The organism is Rhizobium acidisoli, from assembly GCF_002531755.2.
GTDB classification, from domain to species: Bacteria; Pseudomonadota; Alphaproteobacteria; order Rhizobiales; family Rhizobiaceae; genus Rhizobium; species Rhizobium acidisoli.
On record NZ_CP035002.1, the window covers coordinates 171517 to 187018 of the forward strand.

At 62.5% G+C, this 15502-nt stretch carries 16 protein-coding genes; 9 read left to right on the forward strand and 7 right to left on the reverse strand.

What is annotated here, in order from left to right:
• The first annotated feature begins 276 nt into the window (after positions 1 to 276).
• Entirely contained in the window at positions 277 to 1188 is a 912-nt protein-coding gene (locus tag CO657_RS33205; protein ID WP_054184313.1) for an acetamidase/formamidase family protein, read from the forward strand.
• A gap of 46 nt (positions 1189 to 1234) precedes the next feature.
• Here the strand turns inward: CO657_RS33205 and CO657_RS33210 are convergent, their stop codons facing one another.
• Together CO657_RS33210 and CO657_RS33215 are read right to left on the reverse strand one after the other, a co-directional pair.
• Positions 1235 to 2137, reverse strand: a complete 903-nt coding sequence (locus CO657_RS33210; RefSeq protein WP_054184312.1) for a proline iminopeptidase-family hydrolase — start codon at positions 2135 to 2137, stop codon at positions 1235 to 1237.
• Positions 2138 to 2220: 83 nt separating this feature from the next.
• Entirely contained in the window at positions 2221 to 2997 is a 777-nt protein-coding gene (locus tag CO657_RS33215) for a helix-turn-helix transcriptional regulator (protein WP_012560003.1), read from the reverse strand.
• A 128-nt stretch (positions 2998 to 3125) separates the two neighbouring features.
• Here CO657_RS33215 and CO657_RS33220 point away from each other — a divergent pair, with 128 nt between their 5' ends.
• From CO657_RS33220 to CO657_RS33240, 5 genes are read left to right on the forward strand one after another with little or no spacing between them, the layout of a single operon-like run.
• On the forward strand, positions 3126 to 4016 hold the full coding sequence (locus CO657_RS33220) for a proline iminopeptidase-family hydrolase (RefSeq protein ID WP_054184311.1): 891 nt from the start codon (positions 3126 to 3128) through the stop codon (positions 4014 to 4016).
• 51 nt (positions 4017 to 4067) lie between these two features.
• A complete protein-coding gene (locus tag CO657_RS33225) occupies positions 4068 to 5006 on the forward strand; it encodes an ABC transporter permease (RefSeq protein WP_054184310.1) in 939 nt (312 codons plus the stop codon).
• Positions 5003 to 5851: an ABC transporter permease gene (locus tag CO657_RS33230; protein WP_054184309.1), complete on the forward strand. Its 849-nt coding sequence runs from the start codon at positions 5003 to 5005 to the stop codon at positions 5849 to 5851. Before CO657_RS33225 ends, CO657_RS33230 begins: the two co-directional genes overlap by 4 nt.
• The gene (locus CO657_RS33235) at positions 5848 to 7557 is read left to right on the forward strand and encodes a dipeptide ABC transporter ATP-binding protein (RefSeq protein ID WP_054184308.1); all 1710 of its coding nucleotides are present in this window, start codon (positions 5848 to 5850) and stop codon (positions 7555 to 7557) included. Before CO657_RS33230 ends, CO657_RS33235 begins: the two co-directional genes overlap by 4 nt.
• Before the next feature lie 21 nt (positions 7558 to 7578).
• The gene (locus CO657_RS33240; protein ID WP_054184307.1) at positions 7579 to 9093 is read left to right on the forward strand and encodes an ABC transporter substrate-binding protein; all 1515 of its coding nucleotides are present in this window, start codon (positions 7579 to 7581) and stop codon (positions 9091 to 9093) included.
• Between the two features lie 82 nt (positions 9094 to 9175).
• On the opposite strand, the gene yghU is transcribed toward CO657_RS33240, so the two are convergent.
• Both yghU and CO657_RS33250 read right to left on the reverse strand, forming a co-directional pair.
• Positions 9176 to 10051, reverse strand: a complete 876-nt coding sequence (yghU, locus tag CO657_RS33245; RefSeq protein WP_054184306.1) for a glutathione-dependent disulfide-bond oxidoreductase — start codon at positions 10049 to 10051, stop codon at positions 9176 to 9178.
• A 191-nt stretch (positions 10052 to 10242) separates the two neighbouring features.
• Positions 10243 to 11109, reverse strand: a complete 867-nt coding sequence (locus tag CO657_RS33250) for an NAD(P)-dependent oxidoreductase (RefSeq protein WP_054184305.1) — start codon at positions 11107 to 11109, stop codon at positions 10243 to 10245.
• 212 nt (positions 11110 to 11321) lie between these two features.
• Here CO657_RS33250 and CO657_RS33255 point away from each other — a divergent pair, with 212 nt between their 5' ends.
• The 3 genes from CO657_RS33255 (at position 11322) to CO657_RS33265 (ending at position 13123) form a co-directional block, all read left to right on the forward strand.
• Positions 11322 to 11789, forward strand: coding sequence for a universal stress protein (locus tag CO657_RS33255; RefSeq protein WP_054184304.1), 468 nt, complete (start codon positions 11322 to 11324; stop codon positions 11787 to 11789).
• Between the two features lie 93 nt (positions 11790 to 11882).
• Positions 11883 to 12797: a DnaJ C-terminal domain-containing protein gene (locus tag CO657_RS33260; protein ID WP_054184303.1), complete on the forward strand. Its 915-nt coding sequence runs from the start codon at positions 11883 to 11885 to the stop codon at positions 12795 to 12797.
• A gap of 2 nt (positions 12798 to 12799) precedes the next feature.
• Positions 12800 to 13123, forward strand: a complete 324-nt coding sequence (locus tag CO657_RS33265) for a chaperone modulator CbpM (RefSeq protein WP_054184302.1) — start codon at positions 12800 to 12802, stop codon at positions 13121 to 13123.
• A 22-nt stretch (positions 13124 to 13145) separates the two neighbouring features.
• Here CO657_RS33265 and CO657_RS33270 read toward each other — a convergent pair whose 3' ends face one another.
• From CO657_RS33270 to CO657_RS33280, 3 genes are read right to left on the reverse strand one after another with little or no spacing between them, the layout of a single operon-like run.
• Positions 13146 to 14075, reverse strand: coding sequence for a phosphatidate cytidylyltransferase (locus CO657_RS33270; RefSeq protein WP_054184301.1), 930 nt, complete (start codon positions 14073 to 14075; stop codon positions 13146 to 13148).
• On the reverse strand, positions 14072 to 14692 hold the full coding sequence (locus tag CO657_RS33275; protein ID WP_003595611.1) for a lysophospholipid acyltransferase family protein: 621 nt from the start codon (positions 14690 to 14692) through the stop codon (positions 14072 to 14074). Before CO657_RS33275 ends, CO657_RS33270 begins: the two co-directional genes overlap by 4 nt.
• A complete protein-coding gene (locus CO657_RS33280) occupies positions 14689 to 15318 on the reverse strand; it encodes a CDP-alcohol phosphatidyltransferase family protein (protein WP_054184300.1) in 630 nt (209 codons plus the stop codon). Before CO657_RS33280 ends, CO657_RS33275 begins: the two co-directional genes overlap by 4 nt.
• Between the last annotated feature and the right edge of the window lie 184 nt (positions 15319 to 15502).

Genomic DNA, 15502 nt, shown 5'->3' on the forward strand with positions numbered 1-15502 from the left:
CTTTCGTCTTTGGAGAACATCGTCCAAGAACGGCCATCAAGCTGCTCGCCCGCATCGTGACCAATGCTTCGCTCGACCGGCTGAGGCATCTTAAAGCGCGACGCGAGACCTATATCGGCCTTGGCTATCCGAGCCGATCATCCAGATCGAAGAAAGCCCCGAGTGAAGCTGCGGATATTGGCATTGCCGGCAATCTCTGATTTAGTCCAGCTCTCTCTGCCCGGCAATTGAGCCGCAGGCCTCATGGCATTCGAAACGAGTGAGAGCTGTATTCTCATGACCACTCACCGCTTCATCCCGACGAGTTTTCACAATGTCATCGGCTCCCTTCCGCCGGCGCTGCGCATCGCCGATGGCGACACCGTCGTGACCGAGACGCTCGACGCCGCCGGACATGACAAGGACGGCGTCAAGCAGGCGACCGGCGGCAATCCAATGAACGGCCCGATCTTCGTGGAAGGCGCCGAACCCGGGGATGCGCTGAAGGTCGAGATCGTCAGCATGATCCCGACCAGGGACACGGGGTTTACCCGAAGCGTCGTCGCCGCCAGCGTGATCGATGCCGAAACGGTGCGCGACCTGCCGCCGCGCGATATCGCCATCTGGGCCATCGACCGCGAGGCCTTGACGGTCCGGCTGTCCGAGCCGGTCGCAGGCCTTGAAAATTTCGTTCTGCCGCTTGCCCCGATGATCGGCTGTTTCGGCGTGGCGCCGAGCCTCGGCCAGGCGATCTCGACCGCGACCAGCGGCGAATATGGCGGCAACATGGACTATCGGCTGTTCGGACCCGGCACCACGGTTCGTTTCCCGGTATCGGCTCCCGGCGCCCTGTTCTTTCTCGGCGATTGCCATGCCCTGCAGGGAGATGGCGAGATTGTCGGTACCGGCATCGAGACCACCTTCGAAGTCACCGTGCGGCTGACGGTGGAAAAGAAGGCCGGGCTGGTCTGGCCACGCGGAGAAACCGCCGAGGACATCTTCACGATCGGCAACGCCCGGCCCCTCGATCAGGCGCTCCAGCATGCCACCACCGAAATGCTGAATTGGCTGGCGTCGGATTATGGGCTGGACAGAACGGCAGCCAGCCATATGCTCGGGCAGATCGTGCGTTACGACGTCGGCAACGTCTTTGATCCGGCCTATACGATGGCCTGCCGGGTCGCCAAGAAATGGCTGGTTCGTCGATAGGCGATCGCCAACTGGCGATCTTGATCACCACGGGTCGGCCGCTTTCTCAATCGTGCCGTGACAGGAAAGCGGAAACGGTCGCCAGGCAGAGCTGCTTTTCCTCGACATGCGGCATATGGCTGGAATTTTCGAAGAGCACCCATTCGCAGCCGGGAACCCGGTCGAGATAGGGCCTTACCACCAGGGGTGTCGCCTCATCGTACTGGCCGGAGATCAGCAGCGTTGGGGCTTCGATGCGGTCGAGCCTGTTTTCGATCGTCCAGTCCTTCATCGTGCCGATGACATGAAATTCGGTCGGGCCATTCATATTGCGGTAGACAGTGTTGTCCTCGTCCATGATCGCGAATGTCCGCGCCACTTCGGGTGGCCACGGCACCACGCGGCAGACATGGCGGTCATAAAAGACGCGGGAGGCGGCGATATAGTCCGGATCGGTGAGGCTTACCGCCAGTTCATGCTTCAGCAGCGTGTCCTGCACCTCCTTCGGCAATTCCCGCCTCAGCCGGTTCGCTTCCGAAACCCAGGTGTGCATGTTGGCCGGCGAGTTGGCGATGACGAGCGCCTTCAGGCCTGGCGGCCGGCGCACCGCATGTTCGGCGCCGAGCATGCCGCCCCAGGACTGGCCGAGAAAGGCATAACGATGCTGGATGCCGAGATGGGCAAGCAACGCGTCCAGCTCTTCGAGAAACAGGCCGACCGTCCAGAAATCCGGCCCCTTGTCGGGAAGCCTGGTGGAGTTGCCATTGCCGAGCTGGTCGTAATGAATGACCGGGCGGCCGTCGAGCGCGGCGATGTCCTTGAAGGAATCGACGTAATCATGGGTGCAGCCGGGTCCTCCATGGGCGACGACGAGCGGCAGCTTGTCGCTTTCCAGCGATCCGGTGACACGATACCAGGTGCGATAGTCGTGAAAAGGCAAATAGGCTTCATTCGTCACGGTTTCGGCCACCGGCGTCTCCATCTCTTGGCATGTCGGAAACCATAACGCGGCGGCAGCGGCGAAGGCAGCTATCACAACTTATAGGGTGACCATTAATCGGCCGGCCGGTCCTCGAGCAGGCGGTAATGGGTGGCGCGCACCACGGCCTGGGTGCGGTTGCGCGCACCGAGTTTCTTTGCCGCGGCATTGAGATGCATCACGACGGTCGGCACCGAACGGCCGATGATGCGGGAGATTTCCTTGGCGGAAAAACCTTCCGCCGAATGGCGCAGGCACTCGCGTTCCCGCTCGGTCAAGCGGACCGTGCCGACGCTCAACGCCTTCTTGTCGAAAAGCGAATACGCCGTCTCGTGGAAGACATGGGCCAGCAGGTTGAAGTCGGCGATATAACGCAGCGCATGCCGTTCGAACTCACTGTTCCCACCGAAGCGGATGCCGGTAACTGTCGCATAGTCGCCGCCCGGCATATGGACCGGCACGGTGACGCCGGTCGACATGTCGCGTTCGTTCAGGTAGCGCGCGACCGGCGCGGTGTCGTCGCTCATGAAGCGGTTGATCAGCGTGTCGGCATCGGTGTCGTAGTTCCAGAAGAACGGCGCCGTGCTGCGCAGCGCCACCTGCTGGACTGGATCGATGCGGAAATAACCGCGGTCGAACCAATAGTCGTGCATGTCGTCGGCGATATTCCGGAGCTTCAGCAGCGACGGTATCATGATCGCGCCGTCGAGATCGTAGGGCACCGGCGTATAGTCGTAGATCAGCGCCTCGAAGCCGATCTGCTTCATGGCCTCGAAAGCCTGGTCGATCCGGCCATCCAGCGTTTCGTGCGCCGTAAACTGCCGTCTGATCGTTCCGATGTCGTCAATCATGGGCGGCTCCGCGATACGCCATGCGCCCCACCCTATCACTTCTTATAGCTGGCATGGCGCGCGATTTACGGTAAAAAATTAACCATGCCCAAATATTGAGCAAGCGAAATCTTCTGCCGGAGCGATCAATGTGGCGTGAAATACGGCCGGACCAGCAGTTCGAGATCGATGTCGATGGCTATCGCGTCGTTGCTTATAGCTTCGGGACCGGCGGCGAGACGGTTTTCTGCCTGAACGGCGGACCCGGCCTGCCCTGCGATTACCTGCGCGAGGCGCATTCCTGCCTGATCGACAAGGGCTATCGCGTCATCGCCTTCGACCAGCTCGGCACGGGCGCATCCGATCGGCCCGACGATCTCTCGCTCTGGACGATCGGCCGCTATGTCGAGGAAACGGAGACCGTGCGCAAGGCGCTGGAGCTCGGCAAAGTCCATCTGCTCGGCCATTCCTGGGGCGGGTGGCTGGCGATCGACTACGCGCTGACCTACCCCGAAAATTTGAAGACGCTGATCCTCGAGGATACCGTTGCCGACATGCCGCATCTGATCTCGGAACTGGAACGGCTGCGGTCGGCACTCGGTCCCGAAACGGTCTCGATGATGCAGAAGCACGAGGCGCAGGGCACCTACAATCACCCGGAATATCTCGCAGCCGTCACCATTCTCAACTATCGCCACGTCTGCCGCCTGGCGGAATGGCCGGCGCCGGTGCGCCGCTCGCTCGAAGATTGGAACATGGCGCCCTATGAGACCATGCAGGGGCCGAACGAGTTTCTCTATATCGGCAACCTCAAGGACTGGAACCGCATCCCCGATCTGCCGCGGCTGATGCTGCCGGTGCTGATCACGGCCGGAGAGCATGACGAGCTGACCCCGGCCTGCGCGCTCAGGATGAAGCTTGCGCTGCCGAATGCGGAGCTCAAGGTATTTGCCAATGCCAGCCACATGCCGTTTTATGAGAACCCGCAGGATTATTATCCGGCGCTTCTCGGTTTTCTAGCCCGGCACAAGGCTGACTGATGCAAATGGAAGCGGCTCCAACCCGACGAAGACAGAGGGGCGATCGCCGTCATGCATCGCTATAAATTCGTTCTGACGCGACCGCTGCAATTTCTGCCGGTCATTTTCGGCATCAGCGTCATTACTTTCATTCTGGTCCGGCTGATCCCTGGCGATCCGGCCCGCAATATCCTCGGCACGCGCGCGACGCCGGCAGCCCTTGCCGGCATCCGCGCCCAATACGGCCTCGATCAGCCGATGTGGCTGCAATATGTTTATTTCCTCAAGAACCTCGCCAATGGCGAGATGGGCAAGTCGATCCTCTACAAGATCGACGTGCTGAAACTGATCGTTACCCGCATCGAGCCGACGCTGGCGCTCGTCGTTACCAGCGTCGTGCTGTCGGTCCTGATCGCAGTGCCGATGGCCTCGATCGCCGCGCGCAATGCCGGCCGGGCGCCGGACCATGCGGTGCGCATCGTCTCGACCCTCGGCATCGGTTTTCCCCCGTTCTGGCTGGGGCTGATGCTGATCATCCTGTTCAGTGTCGAACTCGGCGTGCTGCCGGTTTCGGGCTATGGCGCGACGATCGGCGAGAAGCTGTCGCATCTGGTGCTGCCGAGCCTGACGGTCGCACTGTCGCTCTCGACCGTGCTGACGCGCAGCCTGCGGGCGGCGATGATCGAGCAGCTGAAATCGGATGTAGCGACCGCGGCGCGCGCCCGCGGCATGCCGGAGGGGATCGTCTTCTGGCGGCATGTGCTGCCGAATTCGCTGGTGCCGACGATCAATCTGCTTGCCGTCAACATCGGCTGGCTGATCGGCGGTAGTGTCGTGGTCGAGACCGTCTTTGCGCTGCCCGGCATGGGGCAGCTGCTCGTCAGGGCGATCTTTTCGCGCGACTACATGGTGGTGCAGGGCGTCGCCATGGTCTTTGCCTGCGCCACCGTGCTCATCAATTTCATTGCCGACATCGTCACCGTCACCGTCGATCCGCGGGTGACGCTATGAGCATCGAGGCGATCGCCCCTGCCCCCGCCTGGCGCCGGCTCTTCGTCCGGCGGCCGATGCTTGCCGTCGGTGCCGGCCTGCTGCTGTTCTTCGTCCTGCTGGCGATCGCCGCGCCTGTTATCGCGCCCTACGACCCGATCCTGCAGAACGCCGAGGTGCGCCTGCAGGCACCTTCCTTGCTGCATCCGTTCGGCACCGACAATTTCGGCCGCGATATCCTCTCGCGCGTCATCTGGGGGGCGCGCCTCGACCTGCAGATGGCGCTGATCGGCATCATCTTCCCCTTCCTGATCGGCACGACCGTGGGCACGGTCGCCGGCTTCTTCGGCGGCATCGTCGATGCCCTGTTCATGCGCCTCGTCGATATCATTCTCGCCTTCCCCTTTCTCGTGCTGATGCTGTCGATCATCGCAATCCTCGGCCCGGGCCTCGGCAGCTTCTATATCGCCATGGCGCTGGTCGGCTGGGTCTCCTATGCACGGCTGATCCGGGCGCAGATGCTGGTGCTGAAAAGCAGCGACTACGCCGTTGCCGCCGTCAGCCTCGGCTTCAGCCGTTCGCGCATCATGTTCCGTCACCTGCTGCCGAACGCGGTCGCCGGTTCGATCGTCTTTTCGATGTCCGATGCGACGCTGGTGCTGCTCAGCGGCGCCGCCGTCAGCTATCTCGGCCTCGGCGTTCAGCCGCCGATCGCCGAATGGGGCGTCATGGTCGCGGAAGGGCAGAGTTTCATCACCACCGCCTGGTGGATCACGCTGTTTCCCGGCCTCTCCATCGTCAGCCTCGCCTTCGGCTTCAGCATGCTGGGTGATGCGCTCGGCGAATTGCTGGGGGTGCATGAATGAGCGGCGCCGTGCTCTCCGTCCGTGATCTCACCGTCCGCGCCCATTTGGATTCCGGCCGGCGCACCCTGCTCGATGCGGTCTCGCTCGATCTCGGCAAGGGCGAGATCCTCGGTCTCGTCGGTGAGAGCGGCTCGGGCAAAAGCCTGTTCTGCCGTTCGCTGGTGCGCCTGCTGCCCTCCCCGCTGCTGAAGATCGAAAGCGGGAGCGTGCTGCTCGACGGGCGCGACCTGATGCGGATTGGCGACGGCGAGATGCTTGAGGTGCGTGGCGGCGAGATCGGCATGATCTTCCAGAACCCGACCAGCCATCTCGACCCAGTGATGCGGATCGGCGATCAGATCGCCGAGGGCATCCGCTATCATCAAGGCCTCGGCGCCCGCGAAGCCCGGACTGCTGCGACGGAGATCCTGGCGCAGGTCGGCTTCCCCGATCCCGTGGGCCAATATGACAGCTATCCGCACGAATTTTCCGGCGGCATGCGGCAGCGCGCGATGATCGGTGTGGCTCTGTCCTGCAACCCGAAGATCCTGATCGCCGACGAGCCGACAACGGCGCTCGACGTGACCATCCAGGCGCAGATCCTGCGGCTGCTGATGGAGATTCGCGACCGGCGCGGGCTGTCGATCATTCTGATTACCCACGATCTCGGCATCGTCGCTCAGACCTGCGACCGCATCGCCGTGCTGCGCGGCGGCAAGCTCATCGAAGAGGGGCCGAAGCGGGCGATCCTGGCGCGGCCGCAGCACCCCTATACGATCAACCTGATCAACAGCCACCCTTCCCTGCCGGGCGAGATATCAGCGCCGCTGCCGGACATTGGCGAAGCCGGCCAGCCGGTGAGGCCATTGCTCGAAATCGACGATCTCCACGTGCGCTTCAAAGCCGGCGGCGGCCTGTTCAAGGGCGGTCCCAGAAATGTCAGCGCCGTTGCCGGCGTCAGCCTGCAGATCATGCCCGGCGAGACGGTGGGCATCGTCGGCGAATCCGGCAGCGGCAAGAGCACGCTTGCCCGCGCCGTGCTCGGTCTCACACGGATTTCGTCCGGCCACGTCACCTTCGACGGCGTCGATCTGGCCCAGCAGAAAAGTGCCGGCCTGGCAAAGCTCAGGCGCGAGACGGCGATGGTCTTCCAGGACCCCTATAATGCGCTCAATCCGCGGCTGACGATCGGGCAGATGCTGGCCGAGGTGCTGAAGGTGCAGGGCAAGGTAGCGAAGGCCGACATCCCGGCGCGGATCGACGAACTGCTCGATCTCGTCGGCCTCGAACGCGAATTCGCCGGCCGCAAACCGCGCAGCATGAGCGGCGGCCAGTGCCAGCGGGCCGGTATTGCCCGGGCGCTCGCCGTCGACCCGAAGCTGATCATCGCCGACGAATGTGTCGCTGCCCTCGACGTCACCATCCAGGCGCAGATCATCGAGCTCTTCCGCGAATTGACGGCGAAGATGAACCTGACGCTGATCTTCATCGCCCATGATCTGGCGATCGTCCGCAATCTCTGCGAACGCGTCGTCGTGATGTATCGCGGCGAGATCGTCGAGCAAGGCCGTTCCGAAGAGGTTTTCGCGCGGCCGAGACATGCCTATACGGCGTCGCTGATCGCCGCCATTCCCGACATCGATCCTGACAAGCCGCTGCTGCAAGACGCCGGCGGCAAGGACGATCGGCAATCGATACCGATCCAACCCGTCAAACGCATGCCATAACAACGAAGGGAACGAAAATTCATGACAAACAGCTGGAAATCAATCGGGCTCGCGGCCTTGTTCGCTGGCCTGACGCTCAGTGCAAGCTACGCCGAGGCCGCCGGTGTGCTCACCATCGGCCGCCGCGAGGATTCGACGACGTTCGATCCGATCAAAACCGCCCAGAACATCGACAACTGGGTGTTCTCCAACGTCTACGACGTGCTGATCCGCGTCGACAAGACAGGCACGAAACTGGAGCCGGGCCTTGCCGAAAGCTGGACCACATCGGATGACGGGCTGACCTACACATTCAAGATCCGCGACGCGAAATTCTCCGACGGTTCGCCGCTGACGGCTGAGGACGCCGCCTACAGCCTGCTGCGCATCCGCGATGACGCCGCCTCGCTGTGGAGCGATTCCTACAAGGTGATCGACACGGCGGTGGCGACCGATGCGCACACGCTGACGATCAAACTCAAGAACCCATCCGCGCCGTTCCTTTCCACGCTGGCGCTGCCGAATGCCTCCGTTATCTCCAAAAAAGGCATGGAAACGCTTGGCGCAGACGCCTATGGCGAAAAACCGATCGCATCCGGCGCCTTCACGGTCGACGAATGGCGGCGCGGCGATCGTGTCATCCTGAAGAAGAACCCGAACTTCTGGCAGGCCGATCGCGTCAAGCTCGACGGCGTCGAGTGGATCTCCGTACCCGACGACAATACCCGCATGCTGAACGTTCAGGCCGGCGAGCTCGATACCGCGATTTTCGTGCCCTTCTCCCGCGTCGAGGAGCTGAAGAAGGATCCGAACCTCAATGTCGATATCGACGCCTCGACGCGCGAGGATCATCTGCTGATCAACCACGCGCATGGCGCGCTCGCCAAGAAGGAAGTCCGCCAGGCGCTGGATCTGGCGATCGACAAGAAGTCGATCGTCGATGCCGTCACCTTCGGCCAGGGCACCATCGCCAATTCCTACATCCCGAAGGGGGCTCTCTACTATTACGCCGACAATCTGCAGCGACCTTATGATCCCGCCAAGGCCAAGGAGTTGCTGGCGGCGGCCGGTGCGTCCGATCTGACGCTCAATTACCTGGTGCGCGCCGGCGATGAAGTCGACGAACAGACCGCCGTGCTGGTCCAGCAGCAGCTGCAGAAGGCCGGCATCACCGCCAACCTGCAGAAGGTCGATCCGAGCCAGGAATGGGACATGATCGTTGCCGGCGACTATGACGTCTCGGTCAACTACTGGACCAACGACATTCTCGATCCGGACCAGAAGACCACCTTCGTGCTCGGCCACGATTCCAACAACAATTATGCGACCAACTACAAGAACGAGGCGGTGAAGGACCTCGTCGCCAAGGCCCGTCTGGAACTCGACCCGAAGAAGCGAGAAGCGATGTATGTCGATCTGCAGAAGATGGCCAAGGACGATGTCAACTGGATCGACCTTTATTACAGCCCCTATATCAACGTCTCGCGCAAGAATATTGAGAACTTCTACCAGAACCCGCTCGGCCGGTTTTTCCTAGAGGATACGGTGAAGAACTAAGGTCCGGCAGCATGCAAATGCTCCGTCGCCGTAAAGCGGCGGAGCATCGTTTATGGCTGCGAAATGTCGCTGGTGCCGCCCGCTACTCGGCGGCCGCGAGCTTGTCCTGCGTCCTGGTGTCGAAGTCGCTGGCGTCGTGGCGCTCGTGCAGTTGGCTCGAAGGGTCGCCGGAGAGGCGGTTGACCATCCGGCCGCGCTGCACGGCCGGCCGGCTGAAGATCGCGTCGGCCCAGCGCTGGACGTTCTTATAGTCCTCGACTTGCAGGAATTCGGCCGCACCATAGGTCCAGCCCTTCACCAGGCCACCATACCAGGGCCAGACGGCAATATCGGCGATCGTATAGTCGCTGCCGGCCAGATATTCGCTTTCGGCAAGGCGGCGATCGAGCACGTCGAGCTGACGCTTTACCTCCATGGCAAAGCGGTCGATCGCATATTCGATCTTCGTCGGCGCATAGGCGTAGAAATGGCCGAAGCCGCCGCCGAGATAGGGGGCGCTTCCCATCTGCCAGAACAGCCACGACAGGCATTCGGCGCGGGCGGCCGGCTCGGTCGGCAGGAAGGCCCCGAACTTTTCGGCGAGATAGGTGAGGATGGCGCCGGACTCGAAGACGCGGATCGGCTTTTCGCCGCTGCGGTCCATCAGCGCCGGGATCTTCGAGTTGGGATTGATCTTGACGAAATCGCTGCCGAACTGGTCGCCATCGCCGATCCGGATCAGCCAGGCGTCATATTCGGCGCCGCTGTGGCCAAGCGCCAGCAACTCCTCGAGCATGATCGTGACCTTCTGGCCGTTCGGCGTGCCGAGCGAATAAAGCTGCAGCGGATGACGGCCGATCGGAAGCTCCTTCTCATGCGTCGGGCCTGCGATCGGACGGTTGATGCTGGCGAACTGGCCGCCATTCGCCTTGTTCCAGGTCCAGACCTTCGGGGGGATATAATCGGAAGAACCGCTCATCTTTCAAACTCCTGGCATTGATCGGATAGAGCGCGGCGGCAATCGGCTGGCCACCGCATTTTTCCTGACATAGCAGAGGCGATGCGGTTTGTCAGAGGGGTCGGCGCGGGTTCACACAATCGTCAGAATATTAGCAAATGCAGGAGGATGGCCGCCTCGGCGTCCGCTGGCAGCCCGCAAGCGACGAAGAACTATGGCATGACCATCGCGCCGCCGGTGTCTCGAGAGCCAAGAATTTCGTCCAACTGCCCGACCAGCGCGTGGTCGCCTTCCACGTCGTCGGCCAGCCTGGAGAAAACCCCGGCCATGCCCCGGAAGATCGTTGCGGCCGGATCATCCTCTCCGAGGAAATCGGCGATCTCCTGCATTTCGGCGACCCAACGATAGGCTTTGGGATACATGTCGGGAATGGATTTCGAGAACTTGCGGTCGACGTCTGGAAGGCTTTCGGCGAGCTCGGCCTTCAGGCTTTCGGCCGCGCCCGAGCGGGATGCGGCAAGCAGCATCGCGGCGCCGAGGCCGATAAAGCCCTTGTTGATGCCGGCATAACACATCTTCAGCGCCGAAGCCGCGCCGAGCGGCCCATCGAGCCTGCGGACCCGCAAGCCGTAATCTTGGAGCAGCCTGCTTCGCTCCGCGCTATCGCCGCTGACATAGAGGGTCGGGCCTGGTTTGCCGGCAGCCGGCGGCCCGCCGATGATGGCGCCGTCCAACACCTCCACAGTGCTGCCGCCGAACCGTGCCGCCAATGCCTGCATGGTTTTCGGCGCAATCGCGTTGAGGTCGATGAAGGGCGGTGGCGCTTGCAGCCCCGACGATATCTCCGCGACAAGCTCGGCAACGCCTATCGCTTCGGCCGGCGGAACGATCGACAGGATGAGCGCGGCCTTCGCCAGACCCTGCCTGCCGACCGGCACCATGCCGGCTGCCGCAGCCCGCGCGATCGTCCGTTCGCTGCGGCCTTCGAGACAGGTCAGCACCGTGGCGCCATGGTCGATCAGCCGTTTGGCGACAGCGCTCCCCATCGCGCCCGCTCCGATGATTGCAAAATCCGACATGTGAACCTCATGGTGTGACGGTATCGCATGAGAGCTATGGCCGATCGGGCCGCCGTCAACTGCGACAAACCGGCAGAACTCTAGTCTTGAAAGGGCGTTTCCGTTCGGTCCGCAGATGGGTCGTTGCGCCTTCTGTTTGATTTTGGTCAAAGCAGACACGGTCGATAGGGGTATGATCGGGTCGGCGATTGTATTCCAGGATAGAGATTTGAATGTATCGAACGATCATCTGCGGCATCGGCATGGGTTCCAGGCAAACGGCAAACCGTCTCCTGCGCCGGGCGGCGGCGCTGGTGGAGGACGGCGGAAACATCGTCGTCATGCACGTCATCGAAAATATCCCGCACCGTCACCTGACGGAGCTTCCCGAGGAATTCGAAACGACAGCCATTGCCGAGGCGGAAAGGAAACTTGCAGCGTTCTGCAAGGAACTCGGGATTCCGGCGACAATCGAGGTTCGCGTCGGCGTTGCCGCCTCCCTGCTCGTCGCCGTCGCCAGGGAGATGTCGGCCGATCTTATTCTGCTGTCATCGCATGTGAGCGATATCACCGACTACGTCTTCTCTTCGATCGTCGACAAGGTGGTGCGCCACGCCGGATGCTCGGTTCTCATCGATCGGCGGGTCGATCGCAGGCACTCCGGCTCGGAGGCGCAAGCGGAAGACACAGCGCTGCTCTAATCCAATGCGGCCTCCCCTCCCCTGCGGCGGCCGAAGAGCCTATATCTCTGGTAAGCCAACCGGCAGTACCGACTGCCTTGACCGGAGATATGCATGAGCCAGGATCCCTATGAGCTTCTGGGCGTGAAACGGGATGCGACGCAGAAGGATATTCAAAGCGCATTCCGCAAGCTCGCCAAGAAACTTCACCCCGACCTTAACCCCGGTGACAAAAAGGCCGAGGAACGGTTCAAGGAAATTTCGACCGCCTACGAGATCCTGAGCGATGAGGAAAAACGCGGGCGCTTCGATCGCGGCGAGATCGATATGACCGGCGCCGATCGGGCGCAGCGGAGTTATTACCGCGACTATGCCTCGGCGAGCGATTCCGGCAATCCCTACCGCAACAGTTCCGGCTTTGCCGATTTCGCCGATGCCGACAATTCCTTTGCCAATTTCTTTTCGCGCCGCGCCGGCGGCGGCAGGATGCGCAGCCATGGCCAGGATCGGCGTTTCGCCATGGAGGTCGATTTTCTCGAGGCCGTCAACGGCACCCGAACCGAGATCAAGCTGCCGGACGGGCCGCAGCTCGATGTGCAGATCCCGCCCGGAACCCGCGACGGCCAGACCTTGCGGCTGCGCGGCAAGGGCGAGCCGGGCATTGGAGGCGGGCCGCCGGGCGATGCCCTCATCGAAATCCGCGTGAGTCCTCACCGTTTCTTCACCCGCGACGGCGACGACATCCGCCTGGAACTGCCGATCTCGCTTGGCGAGGCGGTGCTCGGCGGCAAGGTCCGCGTGCCGACACCGTCGGGTCCTGTCAATCTGACGCTGCCCCCGCACTCGAATACCGGCAAGGTCCTGCGTCTCAAAGGGAAGGGGGCTGCCACCCGCGGCGGCGGGCACGGCGACGTCTATGTCGCCCTGAAGATCATGCTGCCCGACAAGCCCGACGAACGGCTGGCGGCCCTGATGAAAGAATGGGCGACGGCAAATCCATACGATCCGAGGAAGAACATGGAGGCCTGATCATGGATGATCTCGAATTCCGTCTTTGCTTGAAAATCGATGTCGTCCAGCTCGATCTCTGGATCGAACAGGGCTGGCTGATCCCGGAGATGTCGGACGAAGGGCGTCAGTTTCACGACGCCGACGTCGCGCGCGCCCGGCTCATCCTGGACCTGATGGGTGACATGGGCGTCAACGAAGCCGGCGTCGATGTCGTCATGGACCTGGTCGACCAGTTGCACGGCCTGCGGGGAACGATGGAAAGGCTGGTGGCTGCCATCAGCAGGCAGGAGCGGGATGTTCAGCGCCGGCTCCTCGAGAGCCTCGAGGATATCGACCGGTTTTGAACGATCGCCGGCGGGCCTTACCTCAGGTGGTGAACCAGTAGCGAACGATGTGGAAGAACAGCGGTGCGGCGAAGGTGATGGAATCCAGCCGGTCGAGCACGCCGCCATGGCCTTCGATTACATAGCCCCAGTCCTTGGCATTGAGATCGCGCTTGATCGCCGACAGCACGAAGCCGCCGAAGAAGCCGGCAACGACGATGACGGTGCTGACGGCCGCGGCCTGCAGCGGCGAGAACGGTGTCAGGCGATAAAGCAGCGTTCCGACAAGGATGGCCGAGGCACCGCCGCCGATCAGGCCTTCCAGTGTTTTCGACGGGCTGATGTTCGGCGAGAAGCGGTGCTTTCCGAGAAGCTTGCCCCAGACATACTGGAAGACGTCGCTGAGCTGCACGACGATGACGAGATAGACGAGAAGAAGTGCCGACGGTGTGCCGGTCTGCAGCATCAGCAGCGCCGGCGCGTGGCTGATCGAATAGACCGTCAGCATCAGGCCCCATTGCACCCTGGCGCTGCGCGCCAGGAATTCGTTGACGTCGCCGGTCAGGGTCGCCACCGCCGGCAGGATCAGGAAGGCGTAAACCGGGATGAAGATCGCAAAAAGGCCGTACCATAGCGTTCCGAGCAGCACATAGTGCACCGGCAGGACAACGAAGAAGGAGAGGAACAATGCCAGGTGGTCGCCGCGCCGCGACGGTGTCAGCGTCCAGAATTCGCGAAGCGCCATGAAGGAGAGGAAGGCGAACAGGATGACCACCGCCGTATCGCCGAGCAGGATCGCGCCGCCGAATATGGCGACCATGATCCACCAGGAGCGGATACGGGCGTTGAGGTTGTGGACGGTGGCGACGGAGCCGGGCTCGGTCGCGCGCCGCTGCAGGATGAAGCCGATGGCCGAGGCGACGGCAAGCAGGCCGAGGATGGCGGCAAGTACCAGGGCAAACAGGCTGGTCATCTGGCGGCCCCTCCGTCTGCGAGCTCGATGACCGCGGCCCGGGCGCGGGCCAGGAAGGCATTCTTTTCCTCGCCGGGTTCGACGCGCAGCGGCTTGCCGAAACGCGCCGTGCAGGTGATCGGCACGATGAGCCAGCTTCCTTTCGGCAGGATGCGCTGCAGATTGTCGAGATGGATCGGTATGAGATCGACATCGGGAAAACGGCAGGCCAGGCGATAGATGCCGCTGCGGAACGGGGCGATCTCTTCGGTGGCGCTTCTCGTGCCTTCGGGAAAAATCAGGATCGAACGCCCCTCTTCGAGCAGGCGCTCGAGGGGCTCCAGCGGGTTGCTGTCCGGCAGAGGCTTGCGGTCGATCAGCACGGCGCGCAAGCCTTTCTCGGCGATAAAACGGCGAAAGGCGCTGGTTCCCCAATAGTCGCGCGCCGCCACCGGATGGGTCAGCCGCCGCACCTGATACGGCAGGGCGGCCATGACGGCGACCGTATCGACATGGCTGTTGTGATTGGCGAAATAGATGCGGCGGCGCGTATCGGGCGAACAGCCCCGCCACTCGCTTCGGGCGCCGACCATGATACGGACGAACAGCACGAGAAGACGACGGATAACAGGGATCATGGTCTCTCCAGCGAACGGGCAAGCGTTATCGTGCGCGTGACGCAGGTGATGAGGCTGCCGGCCGCGATGATGGCGGAGGTCAGGATCAGCGACCGATGGCTGGCAAAGACCAGCGTCTCGACACTCTGGGCAACGAGGCCGGCGGTCAACACCGCCATGCGGCGCTGCTTGGCCATGATGCCGCTGAAGTCCTGGGCAAGACCCACCGATCCTCCGAAGACCCTGATATAGGCGGTGAGTGCGGCGAGCAGCGCAGCAAGCCAGCCAAGCCAGGCAAAGCCGCAGGCATAACCGGCCGCGACGAGCAGCAGGCTGTCGGCGATCCGGTCGGGGAATTCGTTATAGATCGGCCCGCTCTTGGTTTTCTTGCCGCCTTCGATTGCGACCATGCCGTCGAGCAGGTTGCAGACGAGCCGCAGCTGCACCGAGATCGCGGCACCGATCATGGCGATTGGGTGCGTTGTGAGCAGGATCAGCGCCGCGCCGATGCCGGCAAACAGGATCGACAGCAGCGAAATACCGTTCGGCGTGACGCCGGTGCGCGCCAGCCATGCGCTCATGCCGATCGCCCAGGACGACGACCGGCTCGCGATCGGCCGCCGTGAGGCGTCCTCTTCTTCCCCCATTTTCATTTCCCTCAACCCGATCCCCTTGCATATCCTGCCGATGTCGTCGCGCCAAGCCGTCGCGCTCTGTAAATTCGGCTCAAGGTCCCGCCCGCCATGCCGCGTTCTTTCGGCCGAATCCCGACACGATACGAGTTCGGAAAATCGGCTGAAGGGCACGGGCCCATGGATCGAACAGCCTGAT